This is a genomic window from Desulfovibrio sp. 1214_IL3152 (genome assembly GCF_036763055.1).
GTDB lineage: Bacteria > Desulfobacterota > Desulfovibrionia > Desulfovibrionales > Desulfovibrionaceae > Desulfovibrio.
In genome coordinates this window covers 1-2150 of record NZ_JBAIYW010000613.1, presented here as the reverse complement: position 1 = coordinate 2150, position 2150 = coordinate 1, and the positions used below count along the sequence as shown (strand labels likewise).

The 2150-nt window shown below is 54.4% G+C and carries 3 protein-coding genes; 1 reads left to right on the top strand and 2 read right to left on the bottom strand.

All coding sequences use genetic code 11. The features are described from left to right. Positions 1–467 (top strand): transposase (locus V6C07_RS12895; RefSeq protein WP_333536879.1); only part of this gene is annotated, 467 nt, incomplete at its 5' end. A 71-nt stretch (positions 468–538) separates the two neighbouring features. Here the strand turns inward: V6C07_RS12895 and V6C07_RS12890 are convergent. Next, complete coding sequence (locus V6C07_RS12890; protein WP_333536878.1) at positions 539–661, bottom strand: hypothetical protein; 123 nt, start codon at positions 659–661, stop codon at positions 539–541. A gap of 247 nt (positions 662–908) precedes the next feature. Further along, positions 909–1889, bottom strand: a complete 981-nt coding sequence (locus V6C07_RS12885; RefSeq protein WP_333536877.1) for a cobaltochelatase CobT-related protein — start codon at positions 1887–1889, stop codon at positions 909–911. Positions 1890–2150 lie beyond the last annotated feature (261 nt).

The window sequence follows — 2150 nt, the reverse complement described above, 5'->3', positions numbered from 1 at the left end:
TGGAGGCGCTTGGAGAATTTTACCCCAATGCCAAGTGGCAACGGTGCGTTGTGCACTTTTATCGCAACGTGCTGCATGCGGTTCCGCGCGGTAAGGCCAAAGAGGTTGCTCTGATGCTCAAAGCGATCCATGCTCAGGAGGACAAAGAAGCTGCGCGCCGCAAAATGGTAGATGTGGCCCAAAAGCTCCGGGCGCAGCATCTTGAAAAAGCAGCCAGAACACTGGAATCTGGCTGTGATGAGACGCTTTCTTATTATAATTTTCCTATGGCGCACTGGCGGCATATCCGAACCAACAACCCGCTTGAACGCCTGAACCGTGAAATTCGTCGCCGAACCCGTGTTGTGGGCAGTTTTCCAGATGGACACGCCGCCTTGATGCTGGTGGCAGCCCGCCTGCGCTACATGGCAAGTCAAAAATGGGGTACACAGCGGTATATGAATATGAATCAAGAAGTATCGGCATAGCCCCATGCCGTCACGGGCATTGCAGCGCGGGATCGCCACTTAGCGTCCCGCTCGCAAAGCACGCGCCAGCTTCAAGACAGCGCCAGACCTGACACCACATGGCAGCTACAAAATGTGCGAAAAATTCTGGACACTACCAATACCCCGACGATGCCAGCCACCACACCACCAATAAATGTCCACGTCTTGCTCATGCTTTTCTCCTTTTCTGTTGGGCAAACGCAGAGGGCGGGTCTGACCCCACCCCTGTGTGCCTGTTCATGGTTAGTCGTCCCAGTTTTCTTTGATGACCTGCAACACAGCAATGGCCACAGGTATCCACGCCAACGGGTTCATATATCCTCCTTGGGTATCAGCAGCGCGGGATGCGCTGCCGTTTGTGTGTGAGAATCGCACGGAGCGTCCGGTACAGATTCCAGTGACAAAAGTCCGGTGACACCATCATGACGCGCCTCCCTGCAGAAGCGCATCCTGAAGTACACTAAACATGGCGGGCGCCAAATCGGGCAGGTCGTTGATGACCATGCTGGTCTGTGGCAGCAGATGGGATATATGCTCATCGCGGATGCCCAGGCCATAAACCTCAAAGCCAAACTTTTGAGCTATGTTCAAGGCCTGTCGTGCTGCGTGAGTGCTGTCAGGTACACCGTCAGTGATAATCAGAATTATTTTTCGCTGCTCCTTGAGGAACAGCATGGTCTGCATGACCCACCACAAGGCCGCAGCCAGAGGGGTGCCGCCCGATGCATTTATGTCAAAACTGTCCGGCATCTTTTGACCATGTCGCATGATAGGGAATACGGAATTTGTGGAGGCCGTCGCGGGAAAGGCCGTGACGGCAGGGTTTACGCCCCTGATATTTTCCAGTGCTTTTGTTACAGCAAAGCAGGCCTGCCTTGCCAAGGCGATGGGTGCGCCGCTCATGCTGCCGCTGACATCAAGCAGAATGTGTACGGCGGTATTGAGGCCCCGCTGCTCCGCCTCCTTGCGAAAGATGCGTGGATTGCCCGTTTGCAGCCTATGGAGCGAGCCATGATGCAAGGCTCCGCGTCGACCGATGCTGCACCGTTTTTGCGTCTGCGCCTGCAGAAAACCTTGGAGCCTGGTGCGGAGGGCAATGCTGGCTTGGAGCGCTTGCAGCTTTTGCGCCTCCGGCAATGCTCCAGTCTGCCGAAAACCTTCAACAGCGACTGCAACCGTTTCGGCTGTAAATTCCGCCAGATGGCTGGTGAGGGTTGTCAACAGAAGTTCTCCGAGGTTTTGTGGCAACTCCTGTGCTTCGGCATGCATCAGGGCTGTCAGTTGCGCCTTGGCTCTACTGGAAGGTGGAGGCGCGGACAGGTCTGTTTGCGATGCACAAGCTGGCGAGCCCTTTTGTTCCATTTGTGAGGCGGAATCGCTGTGGCCAGCGCTATCCCCCATACCCGCATGCGTACCAGATGAGCGGCCTTTGTCTCGGGTTTCGTGCCCATTGCCTTTTTCTCCTTTACCTGGTTTAAGATTTTCACCGTGTTTTGCCTGCTGCTGCGGTTTCCATTTTCGGATGCACTGGGCCAGGGTAATCCCCCCAGAAAAAAGTAGCATTTCAAAGTAGAATTTCCGAGAATAAGCAATCTGGAGATTTTACAATGAAAAAGTCACGCTTCACGGACAGTCAAATCTTGGCGATTTTAAAACAGGCCG